General features: G+C 65.7%; 22 protein-coding genes. 8 read left to right on the top strand and 14 right to left on the bottom strand.

Annotation, left to right across the window (positions count from 1 at the left end):
* Positions 1-76: 76 nt before the first annotated feature.
* Positions 77-1,327: a DUF1479 domain-containing protein gene (locus tag BLA15945_RS14570; RefSeq protein WP_174992733.1), complete on the bottom strand. Its 1,251-nt coding sequence runs from the start codon at positions 1,325-1,327 to the stop codon at positions 77-79.
* Positions 1,328-1,437: 110 nt separating this feature from the next.
* Complete coding sequence (locus tag BLA15945_RS14575; RefSeq protein ID WP_059237253.1) at positions 1,438-1,827, bottom strand: VOC family protein; 390 nt, start codon at positions 1,825-1,827, stop codon at positions 1,438-1,440.
* A 73-nt stretch (positions 1,828-1,900) separates the two neighbouring features.
* On the opposite strand from BLA15945_RS14575, the gene BLA15945_RS14580 reads away from it, so the two are divergent.
* A complete protein-coding gene (locus tag BLA15945_RS14580; RefSeq protein ID WP_059237254.1) occupies positions 1,901-2,866 on the top strand; it encodes a helix-turn-helix domain-containing protein in 966 nt (321 codons plus the stop codon).
* Positions 2,867-2,957: 91 nt separating this feature from the next.
* Here the strand turns inward: BLA15945_RS14580 and gltA are convergent, their stop codons facing one another.
* The 7 genes from gltA to BLA15945_RS14615 all read right to left on the bottom strand — a co-directional run bounded on the left by gltA (position 2,958) and on the right by BLA15945_RS14615 (position 8,895).
* Positions 2,958-4,259, bottom strand: a complete 1,302-nt coding sequence (gene gltA / locus BLA15945_RS14585; protein ID WP_048250513.1) for a citrate synthase — start codon at positions 4,257-4,259, stop codon at positions 2,958-2,960.
* A 66-nt stretch (positions 4,260-4,325) separates the two neighbouring features.
* On the bottom strand, positions 4,326-4,598 hold the full coding sequence (locus tag BLA15945_RS14590) for an FAD assembly factor SdhE (protein WP_011355742.1): 273 nt from the start codon (positions 4,596-4,598) through the stop codon (positions 4,326-4,328).
* Positions 4,599-4,609: 11 nt separating this feature from the next.
* Complete coding sequence (locus BLA15945_RS14595) at positions 4,610-5,311, bottom strand: succinate dehydrogenase iron-sulfur subunit (RefSeq protein WP_059237255.1); 702 nt, start codon at positions 5,309-5,311, stop codon at positions 4,610-4,612.
* Between the two features lie 21 nt (positions 5,312-5,332).
* The gene (gene sdhA, locus BLA15945_RS14600; RefSeq protein ID WP_059237256.1) at positions 5,333-7,108 is read right to left on the bottom strand and encodes a succinate dehydrogenase flavoprotein subunit; all 1,776 of its coding nucleotides are present in this window, start codon (positions 7,106-7,108) and stop codon (positions 5,333-5,335) included.
* A 3-nt stretch (positions 7,109-7,111) separates the two neighbouring features.
* A complete protein-coding gene (gene sdhD / locus BLA15945_RS14605; RefSeq protein WP_011355745.1) occupies positions 7,112-7,480 on the bottom strand; it encodes a succinate dehydrogenase, hydrophobic membrane anchor protein in 369 nt (122 codons plus the stop codon).
* 4 nt (positions 7,481-7,484) lie between these two features.
* The gene (gene sdhC / locus BLA15945_RS14610) at positions 7,485-7,901 is read right to left on the bottom strand and encodes a succinate dehydrogenase, cytochrome b556 subunit (RefSeq protein WP_034185792.1); all 417 of its coding nucleotides are present in this window, start codon (positions 7,899-7,901) and stop codon (positions 7,485-7,487) included.
* Between the two features lie 169 nt (positions 7,902-8,070).
* Entirely contained in the window at positions 8,071-8,895 is an 825-nt protein-coding gene (locus BLA15945_RS14615; RefSeq protein ID WP_081051930.1) for a GntR family transcriptional regulator, read from the bottom strand.
* Positions 8,896-9,183: 288 nt separating this feature from the next.
* Here BLA15945_RS14615 and BLA15945_RS14620 point away from each other — a divergent pair, with 288 nt between their 5' ends.
* From BLA15945_RS14620 to BLA15945_RS14645, 6 genes are all read left to right on the top strand, one after another.
* Positions 9,184-10,170, top strand: coding sequence for a malate dehydrogenase (locus BLA15945_RS14620; protein ID WP_059237257.1), 987 nt, complete (start codon positions 9,184-9,186; stop codon positions 10,168-10,170).
* Positions 10,171-10,354: 184 nt separating this feature from the next.
* On the top strand, positions 10,355-11,362 hold the full coding sequence (locus BLA15945_RS14625) for an HpcH/HpaI aldolase/citrate lyase family protein (protein WP_174992734.1): 1,008 nt from the start codon (positions 10,355-10,357) through the stop codon (positions 11,360-11,362).
* A 230-nt stretch (positions 11,363-11,592) separates the two neighbouring features.
* Positions 11,593-12,108: a hypothetical protein gene (locus BLA15945_RS14630; RefSeq protein WP_059237259.1), complete on the top strand. Its 516-nt coding sequence runs from the start codon at positions 11,593-11,595 to the stop codon at positions 12,106-12,108.
* A gap of 22 nt (positions 12,109-12,130) precedes the next feature.
* Entirely contained in the window at positions 12,131-13,582 is a 1,452-nt protein-coding gene (locus BLA15945_RS14635) for a bifunctional 2-methylcitrate dehydratase/aconitate hydratase (protein ID WP_174992735.1), read from the top strand.
* 52 nt (positions 13,583-13,634) lie between these two features.
* A complete protein-coding gene (gene acnA, locus BLA15945_RS14640) occupies positions 13,635-16,352 on the top strand; it encodes an aconitate hydratase AcnA (RefSeq protein ID WP_174992736.1) in 2,718 nt (905 codons plus the stop codon).
* 51 nt (positions 16,353-16,403) lie between these two features.
* Positions 16,404-17,483, top strand: coding sequence for a DUF4847 domain-containing protein (locus BLA15945_RS14645; protein ID WP_233464223.1), 1,080 nt, complete (start codon positions 16,404-16,406; stop codon positions 17,481-17,483).
* Between the two features lie 15 nt (positions 17,484-17,498).
* Here the strand turns inward: BLA15945_RS14645 and BLA15945_RS14650 are convergent, their stop codons facing one another.
* From BLA15945_RS14650 to BLA15945_RS14665, 4 genes are all read right to left on the bottom strand, one after another.
* Positions 17,499-17,933, bottom strand: coding sequence for a DUF1801 domain-containing protein (locus BLA15945_RS14650; protein WP_059237263.1), 435 nt, complete (start codon positions 17,931-17,933; stop codon positions 17,499-17,501).
* Complete coding sequence (locus BLA15945_RS14655; RefSeq protein ID WP_059237264.1) at positions 17,930-18,361, bottom strand: SRPBCC family protein; 432 nt, start codon at positions 18,359-18,361, stop codon at positions 17,930-17,932. The genes BLA15945_RS14650 and BLA15945_RS14655 overlap by 4 nt, the downstream gene beginning before the upstream one ends.
* On the bottom strand, positions 18,361-18,684 hold the full coding sequence (locus tag BLA15945_RS14660) for an ArsR/SmtB family transcription factor (RefSeq protein ID WP_059240764.1): 324 nt from the start codon (positions 18,682-18,684) through the stop codon (positions 18,361-18,363). The genes BLA15945_RS14655 and BLA15945_RS14660 overlap by 1 nt, the downstream gene beginning before the upstream one ends.
* A gap of 116 nt (positions 18,685-18,800) precedes the next feature.
* Positions 18,801-18,992: a hypothetical protein gene (locus BLA15945_RS14665; protein WP_174992737.1), complete on the bottom strand. Its 192-nt coding sequence runs from the start codon at positions 18,990-18,992 to the stop codon at positions 18,801-18,803.
* A 341-nt stretch (positions 18,993-19,333) separates the two neighbouring features.
* Between BLA15945_RS14665 and BLA15945_RS14670 the strand changes: the two genes are divergently transcribed.
* On the top strand, positions 19,334-21,067 hold the full coding sequence (locus BLA15945_RS14670; protein WP_059237265.1) for a S53 family peptidase: 1,734 nt from the start codon (positions 19,334-19,336) through the stop codon (positions 21,065-21,067).
* 64 nt (positions 21,068-21,131) lie between these two features.
* Here the strand turns inward: BLA15945_RS14670 and BLA15945_RS14675 are convergent, their stop codons facing one another.
* Positions 21,132-22,550, bottom strand: a complete 1,419-nt coding sequence (locus BLA15945_RS14675; RefSeq protein WP_174992738.1) for an MFS transporter — start codon at positions 22,548-22,550, stop codon at positions 21,132-21,134.
* Positions 22,551-22,645 lie beyond the last annotated feature (95 nt).

The following is a 22,645-nucleotide window of genomic DNA, read 5'->3' on the forward strand; positions in this document are numbered from 1 at the left end:
CGCACGGCACGCAGCGGATTCGGCAGACGGCCGTTCATCGCATCGCGAACGGCCGTCTGCGCAGTGGGCGGGGCCGTTACGCGCCCGGCCCGAACCCCAGCTGCGAGCGCCCGGGCGCCGTCAGGTCGCCCTCCTCGCCACGCCCGTCGAATTCGACCTCGAAATGATCGGCCGGGAAATCGGGCGGGCTCTCGCCGCGCAGGAACGCGGATCGCTGGCGCTGCAGGTACGCCGCGTTCTTCGCACAGCCCGGTGCGGCCGCGATGTACATCACGTTGCTGTCGCCGCTGCCGCGGTGCGCATCCTCGACCGCATGCACGACGTCGCCGTGCCAGAACACCGCGTCGCCCGGTTCCATGTGCGGGATCGGCACCAGCGCGTCGAGCAGCAGCGCGTGCCATTCGGGCCGGATCGACAGCGCGCGGCCGGGACGCGCGCCGCACAGGTCGTCGTCGGCGACATCGTCCTGCAGCGCGCGCAGCACGACGTACGCCATCGCGTTCGCGACCGGGATCAACTGCAGCGTGCCGTCGCCGGGCCCCTGCGGCGTCAGCGCGGTCCAGCCCTGGAACGTGCGGAACATCGAACACACGGCCGGCGACGGAATCTCCTCGACGTCAGCGCGGAACGCCGCATCGAACGGATCGTAGTCGCGCCAGCGGCCGGCCAGCACGTGACGGTAGACCTGCCGGAAGTTCGCACCGAGCCAGCGCTCGACGGAGCCGCCGTCGACGTGCGGCGACAGCCCGAGCGACGTCGAACCGGGCGGCCGGCGGCGGATCCGGTCCGCATAGGCAGGCACCTGGTCGGGATCGAAATGCGTGTGCGTGGCGTCCGCATGCCGCCACAAACGGTTCAGGAACACACGCGCCTGCGTCAGTGCCGGCGACTGGCGCGCGGCCACCTGCGGCTTCGACCAGTAAACGCCGTAGATCTGCGGCTTGCCCGATGCGAGATTGCCGAAATAGCGGTCTTCCGCACGCGCATTCAACCGGTCGGCAAAGCGGTTCGCGTCCAGATACGCGCCAATCTCGTCGTTCCAGTCGTCCGCCTGCCGTACATCGAACACGCCGCGAATCACGACCGCGCCATGCGTACGGATCGCGGCAATCGCGCGCGGATCGACCGTCCCGCCCGCGATATCCGCGAACGGCACGACCGGAATCACGTCTTGGCCGTGCGCCTGCGCGCGGCGGATCGCGTCGACCTGCCGCGCGATGTCGCCCGCCAGTTCGCGGAACGTGGCCGCATAACCGGGCAGGTCGGCGCGCAGCGCCCGTTTCGCCGTCCGGATCGCGGCGGGCAGATCGTCGATCGTCAGTTGCATCGTGGTCTCCTCGCTGAAGCGTGTCGTGATGTGCTGTCAGCGTAAGGCCGGCACATGGCCGCCATTGCCACTATCCGGTCAACTATCGATACAATTCTGACAACCGCGCGTTACGCCGGACGATGACAGACCACGCAAAGCTTGTTGCCGTCCGGATCGCGGAAATAGGCGCCGTAGTAGTCGCGGTGATAGTCCGGCCGCAGGCCCGGCGGCCCTTCGCAGGAGCCGCCATGCCGCAGCGCGAGCGCGTGGCAGCGGTCGACGTGCGCACGGGTCGGCGCAGCGAACGCGATCGTATGGCCATTGCCCGGTTCGGGCGCGCGGCCGTCGAGCGGTTTGCCGAAGAAGAACAGCGGCCGGTCGGCATCGGCCGGCATCCAGCCCGACCACCCGTCCGGCTCGCGGAATTTCAGGCGCAGCCCGAGTGCGGCGAACAGCGGTGCGTAGAAATCGTAGGCGCGCGTCGTATCGCTGACGCCCACGCAGACATGTGAAAACATGGCATCGCTCCGTGGTAACGATCGCGCTCACGATCATGCCACGACACGCTGCCCACCCCCATCGGAGGCCGCGATGAAACCGCAGTACGAGCACGTGACGTTCGCGCCCGGCTGTTCGATCCGCGTCTATCACCGCCAGCTCGCGCGCATCCCGTTCGAATGGCACCGCCACCCCGAGTACGAACTGACGCTGACGCTCAACAGCCGCGGCCAGCGCTTCATCGGCGATCACGTCGCGCGCTACGCGGACGACGATCTCGTGCTCGTGCCGCCCAACCTGCCGCATACGTGGTCGTCGAACGCACGGATCGATCGCGAGGCGCCCGAAGTCGCGCTCGTCGTCTGGTTCGACGGCGACTGGGTGCGGCGGCTGGCCGATTGCTGCCCCGAATACGCGCCGCTGCGCTCGCTGCTGCGACGCGCGGCGCCAGGCCTGCGTTTCGACGTGGCAGCCGCCCGCGCGATGCGTGCGCGGCTGCCGCAATTGCTCGATCCATTACCGCGCGCACGGCTCGCGGCTGCGCTCGATACACTCGCCGATCTCGCGGAAGCCGGCGGCGAGCCGCTCGCCACCGCGCAGGCGTATGACCGGCCTGACGGCACGAGACCTTCCGTCGATACGGCCGCGCCCGAAGCCGAACGCCTCGACCGCGTGCTCGACGCGATCGACCGGCGCTTTCACGAACCGCTGCGCATCGACGCGCTCGCCGCTGCCGCGCACATGTCCGAACGCACGCTGCAGCGCCTGTTCGTCCGGCACCTCGGTGAAAGCGTCGGCCGCTACGTGCAGCGGTTGCGGCTCGCGCACGCGTGCCGCCACCTGGTTGGCACCGACTGGCCGATCGCGACAGTGGCCGCGCGCTGCGGCATTCCGAATGCCGCGAACTTCAACCGCCAGTTCCTCGCCGCACGCGGGATGACGCCGGGTGCGTACCGGCAGTTCTTCGAGCAGCACGGCCACGCCCCCGACGACGACGCGCCGTCACTCGACACACGTCCGCCATCGCTGGAGCGCCGCGCCGATCCGGCGCGCAAATGAAAACACCCCGACGGGATGACCCGTCGGGGTGTCGTGGCGTTGCGTTTCGCCCAACGCGAGCGGCCTGCCGGCCGTTCGCGCCGCACACGACTTAACGTGCGCTGATCGGCTTCGCTTCGCGCGGCGAATCGCCGATGAACAGCTGGCGCGGACGGCCGATCTTCTGTTCCGGATCGGCAATCATTTCGTTCCACTGTGCGATCCAGCCGACCGTACGTGCCATCGCGAAGATACACGTGAACATCGACGTCGGGATGCCCAGCGCGCGCTGGACGATGCCCGAGTAGAAGTCGACGTTCGGGTACAGCTTGCGCGACACGAAGTATTCGTCTTCCAGCGCGATCTTCTCGAGCTGCATCGCGAGCTTGAACAGCGGGTCGTCGTGCAGGCCCAGTTCGTTCAGCACTTCGTAGCACGTTTCGCGCATCAGCTTCGCACGCGGATCGTAGTTCTTGTACACGCGGTGGCCGAAGCCCATCAGCTTCACGCCCGAATTCTTGTCCTTCACCTGCTTGATGAATTCGGGGATGTTGTCCGGCGAACCGATCTGCTCGAGCATGTTCAGCGCGGCTTCGTTCGCACCACCGTGCGCCGGGCCCCACAGACACGCGATACCGGCAGCGATACACGCGAACGGGTTCGCGCCCGACGAGCCGGCCAGACGGACGGTCGACGTCGATGCGTTCTGCTCGTGGTCGGCGTGCAGGATCAGGATGCGGTCGAGTGCGCGGACGAGCACGTCGTTGACCTTGTACTCTTCGCACGGGTTCGAGAACATCATGTGCATGAAGTTCGCGCTGTACGACAGCGAGTTCTTCGGATACACGAACGGCTGGCCGATGCTGTACTTGTACGCCATCGCGACGAGCGTCGGCAGCTTCGCGATCATGCGGATCGCCGACACTTCACGGTGACGCGGATCGTTGATGTCGAGCGAGTCGTGGTAGAACGCGGACAGCGCGCCGACTGCGGCGACCAGGATCGCCATCGGGTGCGCGTCGCGGCGGAAGCCACGGAAGAAGAAGTGCATCTGCTCGTGCACCATCGTGTGCTTCGTGACGGTGTCGACGAATTCCTTCTTCTGCGCTGCGTTCGGCAGTTCACCCTTCAGCAGCAGGTAGCAGCTTTCGAGGAAGTCCGCGTTTTGCGCGAGGTTGTCGATCGGGTAACCGCGGTACAGCAGCTCGCCCTTGTCGCCGTCGATGTACGTGATCGCCGAATTGCAAGCCGCCGTCGACATGAAGCCCGGGTCATACGTGAACTTGCCGGTCTGGCCGTACAGCTTGCGGATGTCGATTACGTCCGGGCCCATCGTGCCCTTGTAGATCGGCAGTTCGACGCTCGGCGAGTTGTCGCTGAACGATAGCGTGGCTTTAACATCAGACGGAGTCATGGCACATCCTCAATCGAAATAAAGAAACGGGATTCGATAACGGGCACAGCGTGTCACACCTTGGCGTTACACGTTGCGCAGCATCTCCAACAGCCGGTGAATGTCCGGGCTGTCTAGGTCGCCTTCTGGTTCCTTGCGCGCGAGGAGCAAGTCCATCAGGTCGTTGTCGCTCAGATCGAGCAGGCGCGACAACGCGCCTACGTCTGCATCGGTGAGGTCATGCTCGTATCTGCTGAAGAAACGCTCGAAGATGATGTCGTTTTCCAGCAGACCCCGCCGCGCGCGCCAGCGGAGGCGCGCGCGACGGTGCGGGTCGGATTGATGCGAATCGTCGCTCATTGCACCCGGCCTTAAACCGCGCGGCGGACCATCAGTTCCTTGATCTTGCCGATCGCCTTCGTCGGGTTCAGGCCCTTCGGGCAAACGTCGACGCAGTTCATGATCGTGTGGCAACGGAACAGACGGTACGGGTCTTCCAGGTTGTCGAGACGCTCGCCGGTGGCGGTGTCGCGGCTGTCCGCGATGAAGCGGTAAGCCTGCAGCAGGCCGGCCGGGCCGACGAACTTGTCCGGGTTCCACCAGAAGCTCGGGCACGACGTCGAGCAGCTCGCACACAGAATGCACTCGTACACGCCGTCGAGCTCGTCGCGCTCTTCCGGCGACTGGAGGCGTTCCTTCTCCGGCGGCGGCGCGTCGTTGATCAGGTACGGCTTGATCGAGTGGTACTGGTTGAAGAAGTGCGTCATGTCGACGATCAGGTCGCGCACGACGGGCAGGCCCGGCAGCGGACGCAGCACGATCTTCTGCGGCAGGTCGTTCAGGTTCGTCAGACACGCGAGACCGTTCTTGCCGTTGATGTTCATCGCGTCCGAACCGCACACGCCTTCACGGCACGAACGGCGGAACGACAGCGTCTCGTCCAGTGCCTTCAGCTTCACCAGTGCGTCGAGCAGCATGCGCTCATGCTGGATGTCGAGCTCGTACGTCTGCATGCGCGGCGCTGCGTCCTTGTCCGGATCGTAGCGGTAGACTTCAAAAATGCGTTTTGCCATTTCGGATTCCTTTGACTCGGCTTAGAACGTGCGCGGCTTCGGCGGCACGGATTCGACCGTCAGCGGCTTCATTTGAACCGGCTTGTAGTCGAGGCGATCGCCTTCGCTGTACCACAGCGTGTGGCGCAGCCAGTTTTCGTCGTCGCGATGTTCGTAGTCGCTGTGTGCGTGCGCGCCGCGGCTTTCCTTGCGCGCTTCCGCCGACACCATCGTGGCGCGGGCCACTTCGATCAGGTTCTCCAGCTCGAGCGCTTCGACGCGCGCGGTGTTGAACACCTTCGACTTGTCCTTCAGGTGGATGTTTTCCACGCGCGCAGCCAGGCCGGCCATCTGATCGACGCCTTCCTTCAGCAGCGCCGACGTGCGGAACACGCCTGCGTGTTTCTGCATCGTCGCGCGGATGTCGTTCGCGACATCCTGCGTGTACTCACCCGACGTCGACTTGTCGAGCTTCGCGAGGCGCGCCAGCGAGAATTCGCCTGCATCGGCCGGCAGCGGCTTGTGTTCCTTCTGGTTCTTCACGTGCTCGACGATGTGGTTGCCGGCCGCGCGGCCGAACACCACGAGGTCCAGCAGCGAGTTCGTGCCGAGGCGGTTCGCGCCGTGCACGGACACGCACGAGCACTCGCCCACTGCGTAGAAGCCGTTGACCGGTTCCTTGTGATCGCGCGACGTGCCGACGACCTGACCGTGGATGTTGGTCGGGATGCCGCCCATCTGGTAGTGGATCGTCGGGACGACCGGGATCGGTTCCTTGATCGCGTCGACGTTCGCGAACTTCAGCGCGATTTCGCGGATCGACGGCAGACGCTTCATGATCGTCTCGGCGCCGATGTGCGACAGGTCGAGCAGCACGTGATCCTTGTTCGGACCGACGCCGCGACCTTCCTTGATTTCCTGGTCCATCGAACGCGACACGAAGTCACGCGGCGCCAGATCCTTCAGCGTCGGCGCGTAGCGCTCCATGAAACGCTCGCCGTTCGCGTTGCGCAGGATACCGCCTTCGCCGCGCACGCCTTCGGTGATCAGCACGCCCGCGCCGGCCACGCCGGTCGGGTGGAACTGCCAGAACTCCATGTCCTGCAGCGCGATGCCCGAACGCGCAGCCATGCCGAGGCCGTCGCCGGTGTTGATGAACGCGTTGGTCGACGCCGCGAAGATCCGGCCTGCGCCGCCCGTCGCGAACAGCGTCGTCTTGCCTTCCATGATGTAGACGTCACCCGTCTCCATCTCGAGGGCCGTCACGCCGAGCACGTCGCCATCCGCGTCGCGGATCAGGTCGAGCGCCATCCATTCGACGAAGAACTGCGTCTTCGCTTCGACGTTCTGCTGGTACAGCGTGTGCAGCAGCGCGTGACCGGTACGGTCGGCGGCCGCGCAAGCGCGCTGGACCGGCTTCTCGCCGTAGTTTGCGGTGTGGCCGCCGAACGGGCGCTGGTAGATCGTGCCGTCCGCGTTACGGTCGAACGGCATGCCGAAGTGCTCGAGTTCGTACACGACGTTCGGCGCTTCACGGCACATGAATTCGATCGCGTCCTGGTCGCCGAGCCAGTCGGAGCCCTTGATCGTGTCGTAGAAGTGGAAGTGCCAGTTGTCTTCGCTCATGTTGCCGAGCGATGCACCGATACCGCCCTGCGCGGCCACCGTGTGCGAACGCGTCGGGAACACCTTCGACAGCACGCCGACCGACAGGCCCGCGCGCGACAGTTGCAGCGCTGCGCGCAAGCCGGAGCCGCCCGCGCCGACGATCACCACGTCGAACTTGCGGCGCGGGAGATTAGATTTGATTGCAGCCATTCTTTACACTCTCCAGAGAATCTGCGCGGCGTAGCCCGCACATGCGAGCAGCCAGACGATGGTCAGCGATTGCAGCAGCAGGCGCACACCGACGGGCTTCACGTAGTCCATCCAGATGTCTCGCACGCCGACCCATGCGTGGTAGAAGAGGGAAAGCAGCATCACGAAGGTGGCAAGCTTCATCCATTGCGCGGCGAAGATCGATGCCCAGCCTTCGTACGAGAAATCGTGCGCGCCGAAGAACAGGACGAGCAGAATGACCGTGTAGACCGCCATGATCGTGGCGGTGATGCGTTGCGCAAGCCAGTCGCGCAGGCCGTAGTGAGCGCCGACGACGAGGCGCTTCGAGCCGATTCGGTTATTGGCTGCCATTTTCTTAGAATGCTCCGAACAGTTTGAGTGCCATGGCGATCGTCAGGGCGATCGAGACGACAAAGACGACGACTGCCGTCCGCTTGCCGCCTTCCTTCGTGACGGCGTCGTGGTTGACGTCCATCAGCAGGTGGCGAATGCCGGCGCAGAAATGGTGGAAGAAGGCCCACGACAGTGCGAGGACGATCAGCTTGACGATGATGTTGGAGAGGAAAGCCTTGAAGACTTCGAAGCTGAGCTCGGACGTCAGGCTCTGGTCGAAGAGGAACAGCAGGAACGGCAGGAACAAGAACAGCAGCGCGCCGCTGACTCGATGGAGAATCGACAATATCGCTGCCAGCGGCATGCGATATTTCATCGTGATATCGCCGAATCCGATGTTCCGGTATTCCGGCCTCGGCTTTCTTACTGCATCAGTCATGCTAGACCCCTACTATGTTGTCACACTAATCCGCGATTTTAGCGCCTTTTTATATCGCGCTGCAGCGAAAGTCTGCTCTGGATAGTTGCGCGAACAAGAACAAAGGCGGCCCGAAACGTGCTTCGCGAGCGTGGGAATCGCGAAACACTCGGCTTGAGCCGAAACAACGTCAACTCAAGTCATTCTGATAGTAGTACCCGGTTGTGACATACCAGCCGCGACGCACTTCCACCGGCCGGTCTCCGTATGTATAGGACACGCGCTCGACCGACAGCAACGGAAAACCCGCAGGCACATGCAGCAGGTCGGCCACCGACGGCTCGGCCGCGACCGCGCGGATCTTCTCCGTCGCGCGGATCATCCGCGTGCCGAACTCCGTCTCGAACATGGCGTAGAGCGGCCCCTTGTACTCGCTCAGCCGCTCGAACGTGAGCCCGCGGAACATCGCGCCCGGCAGCCAGATCTCGTCCAGCACCGTCACCTCGTTCTCGAACTCCAGCAGGCGGCGCACCTGGACGACCGGATCGGCCGGCTTCAGGTCGAGCTGCCGCGCGATCTCGGCCGGCGCACGCAGGCGGCGGCATTCGAGCAGGCGGCTCACGTGCGGATGCTCGGCACCGTCGTCGGCCAGCAGGCGCAGGAAGCGGAACTGCGCGCGATCCTCGTTGTGCGTTGCAACAAAAGTGCCCTTGCCCTGCCGCCGGACCACGAGGTTTTCGGCGGCCAGTTCGTCGATCGCCTTGCGAACGGTGCCCTGGCTGACCTTGTAGCGGGCCGCGAGCTCCACTTCGCTGGGGATGATCTCGCCCGGCTTCCATTCACCGGTTTCGAGACTTTGCGTGATCAATGACTTAATCTGCTGGTATAACGGGCTGAACGTCGGCGACGGCGGCGCCGCAGGCGAAGGTGCGGGATCGCCCGCGCCCGGCTGCCCTGGGCTGCCTGCGCCGGTCTGATTCGCGGTATTCGCCTGGTTCGATGTCATGGCGCGCATTTCATCACAAACCGCACTTTTTCGTCCACTCAATTTCCGCAAAACATCTGTCTTATATAAGACATATGATACCGTTTGACTTTGCGCGTGACGGCTCCTACACTCCGGGTCGAGCAAGGGTTCGCGGGTGCAACAGCGCGTCCCCGGCTACGTGCCACGGCCGTCTCCAGGTTCACCGCGTCTGCCATCGCGAGTCCTCCGCCCTGCTTCAATGCAACGCTACGCACAACGCGCATAGAATGGCGTTTTCGCTAGCGTCCAACGCTTCACCCGTCCTGGAGATTTTCAATGGCTAAGCCCGCAAAGCGCGTTGCCGTCACCGGCGCCGCAGGTCAAATCGCTTACTCCCTGCTGTTCCGCATCGCGAACGGCGACCTGCTCGGCAAGGACCAGCCGGTCATCCTGCAACTGCTCGACCTCCCGCAAGCCCAAGGTGCCGTCAAAGGCGTCGTGATGGAACTCGACGATTGCGCGTTCCCGCTGCTCGCGGGCGTCGTGATCACTGACGATCCCAAGGTCGCATTCAAGGATGCAGACGTCGCGCTGCTGGTCGGTGCACGTCCGCGCTCGAAGGGCATGGAGCGCAAGGACCTGCTGTCGGCAAACGCTGAAATCTTCACGGTTCAGGGCGCTGCGCTGAACGAAGTCGCCAGCCGCGACGTGAAGGTGCTGGTCGTCGGCAACCCGGCGAACACCAACGCCTACATCGCAATGAAGTCGGCACCGGATCTGCCGAAGAAGAACTTCACGGCCATGCTGCGCCTCGACCACAACCGCGCGCTGTCGCAGCTCGCCGCCAAGTCGGGCAAGCCGGTCGCATCGATCGAAAAGCTCGCCGTGTGGGGCAACCACTCGCCGACGATGTACCCGGACTTCCGCTTCGCGACCGCCGAAGGCGAATCGCTGCTGAAGCTGATCAACGACGACGTGTGGAACCGCGACACGTTCATCCCGACCGTCGGCAAGCGCGGCGCGGCGATCATCGAAGCGCGCGGCCTGTCGTCGGCAGCGTCGGCAGCGAACGCGGCGATCGACCACGTCCGTGACTGGGTGCTCGGCACGAACGGCAAGTGGGTCACGATGGGCATCCCGTCGGACGGCTCGTACGGCATCCCCGAAGACATCATCTACGGTGTGCCGGTCGTGTGCGAAAACGGCGAATACAAGCGCATCGAAGGCCTGGAAATCGACGCGTTCTCGCGCGAGAAGATGGACGGCACGCTGGCCGAGCTGCTCGAAGAGCGCGATGGCGTCGCCCACCTGCTGAAGAACTAAGCATCACCCGCATGACCGGGCGGCCCTCGGGCCACCCGGTTCCGGTCCGGGCCGGCCTGTCGCCGGCCTTGCCGAACGATCCGATTCGCGCACGTTTTGCCGCCCCGCGCCCGCCGCGTACCGGCCCAGAACCTGCCCGAATCCGATTTTCTCCACGCTGACACGCTCCCCTGACGTCGAAGAGATGGCCGCGCTCACTCCTGCACAAGTGCTGTACGACGGGGCGTCCCCGCCCGCGATCCTGCCCTGCTGCGATCATTACGCGGGCAGCGAAAAGCTGATGCGCAAATCGCTCGCGCTACAGGCCGAGCTGGGTCCCGTATTCGACATCACGTTCGACTGCGAGGACGGCGCCGCCGTCGGCCAGGAAGCCGCGCACGCGGCGCTCGTCGCCGACCTGCTCGGCAGCGACGAGAACCGCTTCGGCCGCGTCGGCGTCCGGATCCACGACTTTTCCCACCCGCACTGGCGCGACGATGTCCGCATCGTGCTGCGCGCCGCACGCGCACCGGCCTACATCACGCTCCCGAAGATCGCGAACGCCGCCGATGCCGCGGAAATGACCGCGTTCATCGAAGGTGCGCGCCGCGAGCTCGGTATCGCGCAGCCGATTCCGGTCGACGTGCTGGTCGAGACGCATGGCGCGCTGGCGCAAGCCGCGGCCCTCGCCGCGCTGCCGACGGTCGGCACGCTGAGCTTCGGGCTGATGGATTTCGTCTCCGCGCACCATGGCGCGATTCCCGATTCCGCGATGCGCTCGCCCGGCCAGTTCGAACACCCGCTCGTGCGCCGCGCGAAGCTGGAAATCGCCGCGGCCTGCCACGCGCACGGCAAGACGCCGTCGCACAACGTGACGACCGAAGTGCGCGACATGCGCGTCGTGGCCGGCGATGCACGCCGCGCGCGCGACGAATTCGCGTTCACGCGGATGTGGAGCATCCATCCCGCGCAGATCCGCCCGATCGTCGACGCATTCGCGCCGCGCACCGACGAAGTCGCGCTGGCCGCCGAGATCCTGCTGGCCGCGCAGGCCGCCGACTGGGGCCCGACGCGCCACGGTGATACGCTGCACGATCGCGCGAGTTATCGCTATTACTGGTCGGTGCTGCGCCGTGCGCGGGCCACCGGCCAGCCCGTACCGGCCGAGGCCGCGCCGCTGTTCGGCCCGGCCGCCGCAGGCCCCGCGCCGTAAGTGCGCGCCGCCCGCCGATACACGAGTTTCATGCATTCGCCGGGGCGCAAACCGGTCAGAGGTTTGCGAAACGACAAAAAACGTAACGGAGCCCGAAAACCTGAAATATGCGCGGCCAAATAGGTGAAAATAGCGGCCGCTGCGCGCTTTCGGGGCGCGTGCAGTTTCAAACCGGCCGGCAGCTTCGATTGCCGGCCCTTGTCAACTGATTATCGAAAGGTTCTGACTCCATGAAGAAACTCCTGATCGCTACCGCCATCGGCGCCTTGTCCGCCACGATGCTGGTGTCGGCTCCGAGCGCGTTTGCCCAGGGTACGGCCACGACGACCGCAAAGAAGGCAACGGCCAAGCGCCCGGCGCCGGCCAAGCGCATCATCCCGCGCAGCAAGAAGGCGCAGGCGCGCGCAGCCGCCAAGGTCGATCCGGTACCGGACGGCGCGGTCAAGTGGGCCTGTAAGGAAGGCCTGTCGTTCGACCTCGCCGGCGACATGAAGCGCGACCAGGTCGTCACGGTTCACTGGGCGAAGAAGAACTACAAGCTGCCGCGTCAGGCCACGACGACGGGCGCCGACACGTTCTACGATCCGGCAGCAGGCTTCAAGCTGGTCGTGATCCCGACCAAGGCGATGCTGTTCTCGGACGCAAACGGCGGCGAGCGCCTCGCGGACGAATGCGTGACGCCGGAAATGGCACAAGGCACGGCAGCGCCGACGCAATCGAACGAGCTGAAGCCGGCAACGAACTAAGCGCGTTCCCCTCGGCCCCTCGATGTCCGCCCCGGTCTCCAACGTCCGCCCTGCTCCGGATACGGTACTCGTCGATATCGTCGACTACGTGCTGAACACCGGCATCGACAGCGCGCTCGCGCTGGAGACGGCGCGTCATTGCCTGATCGACACGCTCGGATGTGGACTCGAGGCGCTGTCCTACCCTGCCTGCACCAAGCTGCTCGGCCCCGTCGTGCCCGGCACGATCGTGCCGAACGGCGCGAAGGTGCCCGGCACGTCCTTCCAGCTCGATCCCGTCCAGGCCGCGTTCGGCATCGGCGCGATGATCCGCTGGCTGGACTTCAACGACACCTGGCTCGCTGCCGAATGGGGTCATCCGTCCGACAACCTCGGCGGAATCCTGGCGACGGCCGACTGGCTCTCCCGCACGGCCGTCGCGGCCGGCAGGAAGCCGCTCCTGATGCGCGACGTCCTGGTCGCGATGATCCAGGCCCACGAGATCCAGGGCTGCCTCGCACTCGAGAATTCATTCAACGCGGTCGGGCTCGACCACGTGCTGCTCGTGAAGGTCGCGTCGACCGCCGTCGTCGGCCGGCTGCTCGGGCTCACGCGCGACGAGCTGCTCAACGCGTTGTCCAACGCGTTCGTCGACGGCCACGCGCTGCGCACCTATCGCCACGCACCGAACACCGGTTCGCGCAAGTCGTGGGCGGCCGGCGACGCCACGTCCCGCGCGGTGCGCCTCGCGCTGATCGCGAAAACGGGCGAAATGGGCTACCCGTCGGCACTCACCGCGAAAACCTGGGGCTTCTACGACGTGCTGTTCGACGGCAAGCCGTTCCGCTTCCAGCGCCCGTACGGCACGTACGTGATGGAAAACGTGCTGTTCAAGATCGCATTCCCCGCCGAGTTCCACGCGCAGACGGCCGCCGAATCCGCGCTGCAGCTGCACGCGCAGCTCGCCGCGGCCGGCCGCACGACCGACGACATCGGCAAGATCACGATCCGCACACATGCGGCCGCGATCCGCATCATCGACAAGCAGGGCCCGCTCGCCAATCCGGCCGACCGCGACCACTGCATCCAGTACATGGTCGCCGTGCCGCTGCTGTTCGGCCGGCTGACCGCGGCCGACTACGAAGATTCGGCCGCCGCCGATCCCCGCATCGACGCGCTGCGCGCGAAGACCGTATGCGTCGAGGATCCGCAGTTCACGAAGGATTATCACGATCCGGACAAGCGCTCGATCGCGAATGCGCTGACGATCGAGTTCACGGACGGATCGAAGCTTGCCGAAGTGGCGGTCGAATACCCGCTCGGCCATCGGCGGCGCCGCACCGACGGCATCCCGCTCCTGGTCGACAAGTTCAGGACCAACCTCGCCCGCCGCTTCCCGGCAAAGCAGCAACAAGCGATTCTCGACGTGTCGCTGGACCAGGCAAAGCTCGAAGCGATGCCGGTCAATGAGTACGTCGACTTGTATGTGATATAGCCGTCAGATACAGGACACGTAGTTTCCTAGCCTTAAACCCAGGAAAATCACCATGGCCCACAATCTCCACAAGACCCTCAAGGAATTCGACAGCGGTTCCGGCAAAGGCAAGTTCTACTCGCTGCCGCAGCTCGGCAAGGAGCTGAAGACGAAGATCGAACGCCTGCCGGTGTCGATCCGTATCGTGCTCGAGTCCGTGCTGCGCAACTACGACGGCAAGAAAATCACCGAAGAGCACATCGAGCAGCTCGCGAACTGGAAGCCGACCGCAAAGCGCGTCGACGAGATTCCGTTCGTCGTGTCGCGCGTCGTGCTGCAGGACTTCACGGGCGTGCCGCTGCTCGCCGACATCGCGGCCATGCGCGGCGTCGCCGAGCGTACGGGCAAGAACCCGAAGAAGATCGAGCCGCTGGTCCCGGTCGATCTCGTCGTCGACCACTCGGTCCAGATCGACTACTTCCGCCAGAAGGACGCGCTCGACCTGAACATGAAACTGGAATTCCAGCGCAACAACGAGCGCTACCAGTTCATGAAGTGGGGCATGCAGGCATTCGACACGTTCAAGGTCGTGCCGCCGGGCGTCGGCATCGTCCACCAGGTGAACCTCGAATACCTCGCGCGCGGCGTCCACAAGAAGGCCGAAGGCAGCGACACCGTGTACTACCCGGACACCCTCGTCGGCACGGACAGCCACACGACGATGATCAACGGCATCGGCGTGGTCGGCTGGGGCGTGGGCGGCATCGAGGCGGAAGCCGGCATGCTCGGCCAGCCGGTGTACTTCCTGACGCCGGACGTCGTCGGCGTCGAGCTGAAGGGCAAGCTGCGCGAAGGCGTGACGGCCACCGACCTGGTGCTGACGATCACCGAAATGCTGCGCAAGGAGAAGGTCGTCGGCAAGTTCGTCGAATTCTTCGGCGAAGGCACGAAGTCGCTGTCGCTGCCGGACCGCGCGACGATCGGCAACATGGCGCCGGAATACGGCGCAACGATGGGCTTCTTCCCGGTCGACGAAAAGACGATCGACTACTTCGAAGGCACGGGCCGCACGAAGGCCGAAATCGCTGCGTTCGAAAACTACTTCAAGGCGCAGAAGCTGTTCGGCATCCCGAAGGCCGGCGACATCGACTACACGAAGGTCGTGACGCTGGATCTGACGACGGTCGCCCCGTCGCTGGCCGGCCCGAAGCGCCCGCAGGACCGCATCGAGATCGGTCACGTCAAGTCGACGTTCACCGACCTGTTCTCGAAGCCGGTCGCGGAAAACGGCTTCGCGAAGAAGGCGGACGACCTGGGCGCGCAGTACACGACGAGCAACGGCGTCGACGTGAAGAACGGCGACATCCTGATCGCCGCGATCACGTCGTGCACGAACACGTCGAACCCGAGCGTGCTGCTGGCCGCCGGCCTGCTCGCGAAGAAGGCCGTCGAAGCCGGCCTCACGGTCGATCCGAAGATCAAGACCTCGCTCGCGCCGGGATCGCGCATCGTCACCGAGTACCTGACGAAGACGGGCCTGCTGCCCTACCTGTCGAAGCTCGGCTTCGAAGTCGCGGCCTACGGCTGCACGACCTGTATCGGCAACGCGGGCGACCTCACGCCGGAACTGAACGAAGCGATCACGAAGAACGACATCGTCGCGGCAGCCGTGCTGTCGGGCAACCGCAACTTCGAAGCGCGTATCCACCCGAACATCCGCGCGAACTTCCTCGCGTCGCCGCCGCTGGTCGTCGCGTACGCGATCGCCGGCAACATCACGCGCGACCTGATGACGGAACCGGTCGGCAAGGGCAAGGGCGGCCGCGACATCTACCTCGGCGACATCTGGCCGACGAGCGAGGAAATCCACGCGCTGCTCAAGTTCGCGCTCGATCCGAAGAAGTTCGAGGACAACTACTCGAAGCTGACCAAGAAGGGCGACCTCTGGAGCAAGATCGAGGGCGAATCGGGCCAGGTGTACGACTGGCCGAAGTCGACGTACATCGCCGAGCCGCCGTTCTTCGGCAGCGACTTCTCGATGGAACCGGCTGCGTCGATCCCGACGGTCAAGGGCGCGCGCGCGCTGGGCATCTTCGGCGACTCGGTCACGACCGACCACATCAGCCCGGCAGGCTCGATCAAGGAAGACTCGCCGGCAGGCAAGTGGCTGAAGGAAAACGGCGTGCAGAAGGCCGACTTCAACAGCTACGGCTCGCGCCGCGGCAACCATGACGTGATGATGCGCGGCACGTTCGCGAACGTCCGGATCAAGAACCTGATGATCCCGGCGAAGGCGGACGGCACGCGCGTCGAAGGCGGCCTGACGATCCACCAGCCGAGCGGCGAACAACAGTCGATCTACGACGCGGCGATGCAGTACGTCGGCGCCGACACGCCGACCGTCGTGTTCGCGGGCGAAGAGTACGGCACGGGCTCGTCGCGCGACTGGGCCGCGAAGGGTACGCAGCTGCTCGGCGTGAAGGCCGTGATCGCACGCAGCTTCGAGCGGATCCACCGCTCGAACCTGGTCGGCATGGGCGTGCTGCCGCTGCAGTTCAAGGGCGCGGACAGCATCCAGTCGCTCCGCATCACCGGTGAAGAGACGTACGACATCGAAGGCCTCGGCGACGACTTCAAGCCGCAGCAGGACGTCACGCTCGTGATCAACCGCAAGAACGGCGAAACGCAGCGCGTGCCGGTACTGCTGCGCATCGATACGCCGATCGAAGTCGACTACTACAAGCACGGCGGTATCCTGCCGTTCGTGCTGCGCTCGCTGCTCGCAGCGTAAGCGCCCTGCTTTTGCAGGTGTCGCAACCGCCTCGCGGCGGTTGCGGCCGATTTGGATGCCCGACTTCGGTCGGGCTTTTTTTTGGTCCATCGCGGATGCATCGACGCCCTGCCGACTGGCCGCGCCACGCACACGGACAGCCGCGCTGCAACGCAGGGCACCGTGTCACAATGGCACCACCCTCGACCCCGACCGCGCCCCATGCTCCGTCCCGCCCTGCAACTTGCCGCAGTGCTTCTGTCCTTGATGACCGCCACGACGGCGCTGGCCGACGGTCAGTACTTCCACAAGCGCTTTGCAGGCCGGATCGACGGCCGCCATGCGTTCACGATGGATCTCAAGAATGTCGACGGAAGACTGACGGGAAGCTATCGCTACGCAGGCAAGCGCATCGATCTGTCGCTGAGCGGAAACATCGATGCGGCGGGCGCCTTTACGATGGACGAGACCGGAAGCGACGGCCAGCGCACCGGCACCTTCACGGGCAAGGTGGTCGACGACACGCTCGACGGTACCTGGGCATCGGCCCGTGGCGACCGGCATTTGCCCGTCGACGCGCACCAGACGTCGGAAATCGTCATCGGCTCGAAACGCGAGATTCTCACGCAGGCGATCGGCACGTATGTGCTCGACAGCATCTCCGGCTTCGGCGGAGCCAACGGCATGTGGGATTCATGGCGCGACAAAGGCCGATGGAAATCGAACATTTCGGCCATCGCAATGGCGCGCCGCGAGTTCTCGGACGTGAACCTGACACGCGAGGACCTGCATCGGCTCGACAGCATGACCGTCACCGTGGACCGGGCGCTCGCGACGCACCTGAGCGTCGACGGCAAGGTGCTGCTGTCGATCCCGTACCGCGACGCAGGCATGCAGTACGAGCTTGGCCGGCCCCACGACGACACCGCGGCCCTGTCGCCCGCCACGACGGTGCATGACGAGCATCTCTACCTGCTCGCGCGCGACGAGATCGATTTCGTCCCGGCGATGTCGGGTCGCTTTTTGCCCAACGATCACCTGGACGTCGCGACCATCAGCTATGCCGTCGTCGACAAGACCTTCGACGTCTCCTTGCAGGACAGCAACTGCTGTAGCGGCACCGTGTTCACGTTCCGGCGCAAGGATCGGTAACGGCGCCGCGCCGCGTCACGCCGCATCGCTGCGTCGCGCCTTCGCGCCGGCACCCGCCCGCGCGTTCTTCTTCAGATGCGTGCGGTTGTATTCGATCGCCGCGCGCACCAGCGTCTTCAGCGCCTGCTTGTCGATCCGGTCGCCTTCGAACAGATCGATCGCGCGCCGCGCATTGCCTTCCAGGCCGTCGTTGAACAGCTTCTCGGGATCGGGCAGCTGCGCGCCGTGCATGAAGGTCACTTTCACCTTGCCCTTGTGCGCGTTCGCCACCGCGATCATCCCGTCGCACGACCAGACGGGGCTGCCCATCCATTTCCATTCCTCGACGATGCCCGCTTGCGCGGCGAGAATCGTCTGGCGCAGGTCGGCGAACGTCTTGCCGCGCCAGTCGGCGATGCCTGCAATCAGCGCGTCGATGCGCTCCGACGGCGTGAGGTCGGTTGAGCTCATGCGCGCGCCTCCGTGCCTTCGTCCGGGCGCGCCAGCACCTGTTCGAGCGACTCGAAGAACCGTACCCAGCCGTGCTGCGCACCACGGTACGCCTGCTCCTGATCCGCGCGGAAGCCGACCTGCTCCATGCGCAGGTGCGTACCGGCCGGCGTCGGCGTGAGCGTCCACGTGACGACGCTGTCGAGGCCGTACGCAGCCCACGTGTAGGAGAGCGTGCGCGGCGGCTCGATCGTCAGCACCGTGCAGTCGACCGAGCCCCAGTCCGCGCGAAAGCTGAATGCGCGCCCCGCGACGGGCTCGAAGTCGCTCTTCATCAGCCACGCCTCGATCAGGTGCGGTTGCGTGAGCGCGCGCCAGATCTTCTCCGGCGGATGCGGCAGCTCCCGGTCGACGACGACGGAGCGCGTTTCGGTCGTGGCTTGGTTCATTACTGATCCATCCTTTTGAGCAAATCTTCGAGGGCATCGAACCGGCTCTGCCAGAAGCCTGCCATCTGGCTCGTCCAGTCGATCAACGGGGCCAGCGCCTGCGGCTGCGCGCTGTAGTGCGTCTGCCGGCCTTCGTGACGGTCGTTCACGAGTCCGGCCTGCTTCAGTACGCCGAGGTGCTTCGACACGGCCGGCTGCGAGACGCCCGCATGGGCCGTCAGTGCGGCGACCGTCAGCTCGCCCTCCGCGCACAGCCGCTCGAATAGCGCGCGGCGCGTCGGATCGGCAAGCGTCCTGAAAAGCATGTCGTGAGCGTTCTGCATGTCGTCCAAAATCCATAACCATCCGGTTATGGATTGAAGGATATCCGCTGATCGGCGCACGTCAAGGCGGGATTTCGCGAACGATGTCAATCGATCGCGAGCGGGTGGCGCGGACGTCACGCCGGCTCGCGCGCGTCGGCCAATTCGAGCGTTTCCTCTAATCCGCAATCGCGGCACGCGATCCGAAAGGCGCCTGCAAGACTGCCCGCCGCGCTGTTCCACAGTTCGGGAAACGTTTGCGTGTAGCCGGCCCCGTTTTTGTGCATGCGTGCATCCGTTCCTGACGAGGTGCTTTCGCTTGACCACATAGTGCGACTCGGCGAGTGGCAACGGACACGCAAACGCCACGCATGTGCGCGTCGGTCCGCTCCGCGATCGCGCACGTTCCGATGCCGCGACGAATGACTCGTGCGTGCGAACGTCGCGACTCGTCGTGCCCCCGTGCCGCGAACCGGTTCCGCTCGCCGGACCGGCCATCGCTTGCACGCACGACGCGACAGGCGCGTGCGCACGCAACGATGTCAGAACTACCAGCTATGGAAAATGGCAGCTACCCGAACGGCACCGACGCCCTACGCTCGTCACCGCTCGCGGCCCCACAAGGGCCGGGGGTTCCAGTAACGTCGCCTCTCCTAAAAAAGGACTCCCGATGAAAAGGAACGCCTGGTTTGCCCTTCCCCTTCCGTCGCCCCGCCGCCTCGCGTGCGTGGCACCGCTCGTGTTCGCCGCAGCCGCGGCGCATGCGGCGACGGATTGGGTCGATACTCATACGAAGGCCTTTCTGACCGGCCCGCAGTTGATGGCGCGCAGTGCGGCGCCGTCGCTCGAACTGGCAGCCGGTGAAACGACCAACGTCGTCGTCAGCCTGAAGCTGCGCAACGCCGCGCAGCTCAAGCAACTGGCGCGCGACGTGAACCGGCCCGGCAGCGCGCATTACCGCAAGTACCTGACGCACGAGCAGTTCCTCGCCAACTATGCGCCGACGGATGCGCAGGTGAAGTCGGTCGTCGACTATCTGCACAAGAGCGGCTTCGTGAACGTCGAAGTCGCGCCGAACCGGCTGCTGGTGTCCGCCAGCGGCACGGCCGGCACGGTGAAGACGGCCTTCAATACGTCGCTCGTGCACTTCCAGTACGCGGGCCGTTCGGGCTTCGCCAATGCGTCGACCGCGCAGGTGCCGCGCGCCCTCGCCGACGTCGTCGGCTCGGTGCTCGGGCTGCAGAGCGTCGCGCACGCACGGCCGATGCTGCGCATCGGCAACGTGGCCAAGCCGCAGGCACTCGCGGCAGGCACGGCGACGGGCCACTATCCGAAGGAATTCCCGGGCCTCTACAACGCGACCGGCGTGCCGACCGCGGCCGGCGTGACCGTCGGCATCATCACGATCGGCGGCGTGTCGCAGACGCTGCAGGACCTGAAGCAGTTCACGTCGAGCAACGGCTATGGCGCGGTCGCAACGCAGACCGTCAAGACCAACGGCTCGGGCGGCAGCTACACCGACGACCAGGACGGCCAGGGCGAATGGGATCTCGACAGCCAGTCGATCGTCGGCTCGGCCGGCGGCCAGGTCGGCAAGCTCGTGTTCTACATGGCGGACCTCAACGCCGCCGGCAACACGGGCCTCACGCAGGCGTTCAACCGCGCGGTGTCGGACAACACCGCGAAGGTGATCAACGTGTCGCTCGGCTGGTGCGAAACCGACGCGAACGCGGACGGCACGATCGACGCCGAGGAGCAGATCTTCACGACGGCAGCGGCGCAAGGCCAGACGTTCTCGGTGTCGTCGGGCGACGAAGGCGTGTACGAGTGCAACAACCGCGGCTACCCGGACGGCTCGAACTACACGGTGTCGTGGCCGGCCTCGTCGCCGCACGTCCTCGCGATCGGCGGCACGACGCTCTACACGACGTCGGCAGGCGCGTTCTCGAACGAGACGGTGTGGAACGAAGGGCTCGACGGCAACGGCAAGCTGTGGGCGACGGGCGGCGGCGTCAGCACGATCCTGCCCGCTCCGTCGTGGCAGTCGGGCAGCAACCGCCAGTTGCCGGACGTTTCATTCGACGCCGCGCAAAGCACGGGGGCGTACATCTACAACTACGGCCAGTTGCAGCAGATCGGCGGCACGAGCCTCGCCGCACCGATCTTCACGGGCTTCTGGGCGCGTCTGCTCGCGGCGAACGGCACGGGCCTCGGTTTCCCGGCCGGCAACTTCTATGCGGACGTGCCGTCGCATCCGTCGCTCGTGCGCTATGACGTCGTGTCGGGCAACAACGGCTATCAGGGGTATGGCTATACCGCCGGCACCGGTTGGGATCTGACGACCGGCTTCGGCAGCCTGAACATCGCGAACCTCAACCAGCTGATCAAGTCGGGCGGGTTCTGAGCGATGCATGAAGGCCGGCGCGCGGCGGCGTTTGCCGCGCGCCGGTTTGTGACCGTCCCGCGCCCTACTCCGTCGCCCGCTCCTTCACGCGTGCCGACGTGGCCGGCGCACCGTTGCGATGCGACGGTGCAAACAGCCGCAGCCCGCTCGCGACGCTCGCCGCGCCGGCGAACCCCGCCCCGAGCATCAACGCAAGAGTCGGCCCGTGACGCCCCGCGATCCCGAACGACAATGCGACGAGCGCCGCTCCCGTTGCCTGCCCGATCAGCCGCGCGGTCGCGATGATCCCGCTCGCGCCGCCGCTGCGCTCGGGCGGCGCGCTCGACATCAGCGCCTTCAGGTTCGGCGACTGGAAGAAGCCGAAGCCCGCCCCGCACAGCATCATCCGCCAGCCGATGTCGACGACGCCCGGCGACACCGGCAGCGCGGCGAGCGACACCATGCCGGCGCTCAGCAACGCGAGCCCGATCGCGCCGAGCAGACCGGGCGGATAACGATCCGACAACCGGCCCGCGATCGGCGCGGCGAACGCGACGATCGCCGACCACGGCGTCATCAGGAAGCCCGTCTCGACCGCGCTGCGATGCAGGACGGTTTCGAAATAGAACGGCAGCGACACGAACGCGAGCCCCTGCGCGGCGAACGCGCACACGGCCGTCAGTGCGGACAGCGTGAACACGGGCCGGCGAAACAGGTCGACCGGCAGCATCGGCGCCGGGTGCCCGGCCTGGCGGCGGATCAGCAGCCAGCCGAACGCGAGCGCAACCGTGGCCGACGCGAACACGATCGAAAGCGGCCCGCGCTGCGCGAATTCGCCGAGCGCGAAGATCAGCGACGCAAACGTGATCACGTTGAACAGCGCGGCAACCGGGTCGAACGCATGTTTGCCGCGTGCCGTCTGCGGCAGCGACGGAATCGCCACGGCAAGCGCGAATACGCCGAGCGGCACGTTCACCGCGAACAGCCACGGCCACGCGGCAACCGACAGGATCAGCGACGCGATCGTCGGCCCCACCGCGAACGACACGCCGACGACGAGCGCGTTGAAGCCGACGCCGCGCCCGAGCCGGTGCGCGGGAAACAGCCCGCGGATCAGCGCGACGTTGACGCTCATGATCGCGCTCGCGCCGAAACCCTGCACGATCCGCGCGGCCGTCAGCATCGGCAGCGTCGACGCGAGCGAACAGCCGAGCGATGCGAGCGTGAACACCGCGAGCCCGGCGATGTACACGCGCTTGTGGCCGACGATGTCGCCGAGCGACGCGAACGGCAGCAGCGTCGCGACCATCGCAAGCTGATACGCGTTGATGATCCATACGGAAGCGGCCGGCGACGCATGCAGGTCGGTGGCGATCGCGGGCAGCGCGGTGTTCGCGATCGCGGTGTCGAGCGTCGCGAGCGCGACGGCCAGCAGCACCGCGGACATCGCGCGCCAGTTGACGGCCGGCTCATGGGCGCCGGCGGGGGAAGCGAATTCGGACAAGATCGGGCTCGGCTGACGAGCGGCGCGTGACGCCGCGTCGCGGATTGAACTCGCGGCGGCGTTCCGGCCGGACCGCCCGGAGCGCACGCCACTGC

This window comes from Burkholderia arboris (genome assembly GCF_902499125.1).
GTDB lineage: Bacteria > Pseudomonadota > Gammaproteobacteria > Burkholderiales > Burkholderiaceae > Burkholderia > Burkholderia arboris.